Here is a 307-nt window from a genome sequence, read left to right on the forward strand (position 1 = left end):
TGATACGGCCGCCGTGCTGCACGACCTCAGCCTCGACGTGCGGGCGGGCGAGTTGCTCGGCCTGCTCGGCCCCTCGGGCTCGGGCAAGACGACGCTCCTCCGCATCATCGCCGGGCTCGACGCGCCGGATCGTGGGCGCACCCTGTTCCGGGGCGACGACGCCACCGGCCTGCCCGTGCAGCAGCCGGCGGTGGGCTGCGTGTTCCAGCACTACGCCCGGTCCAAGCACATTACCTGCCGCCACCACATCGACGTCGGCCTTAACGCCTGTCTCCGCGCAGACCCCTCCGCGCAAGCCTATCACAAC

Annotated in this window: 1 protein-coding gene; it reads left to right on the forward strand. The window is 71.0% G+C overall.

Translation table 11 applies throughout. The features are described 5' to 3' along the window. Nucleotides 1-307: ATP-binding cassette domain-containing protein (locus tag MKK52_RS17340; protein ID WP_279597901.1), on the forward strand; the 307-nt coding region annotated here is incomplete at both ends.

The sequence above is a fragment of the Methylobacterium sp. J-067 genome, from assembly GCF_022829465.1.
Taxonomy (GTDB): Bacteria; Pseudomonadota; Alphaproteobacteria; order Rhizobiales; family Beijerinckiaceae; genus Methylobacterium; species Methylobacterium litchii.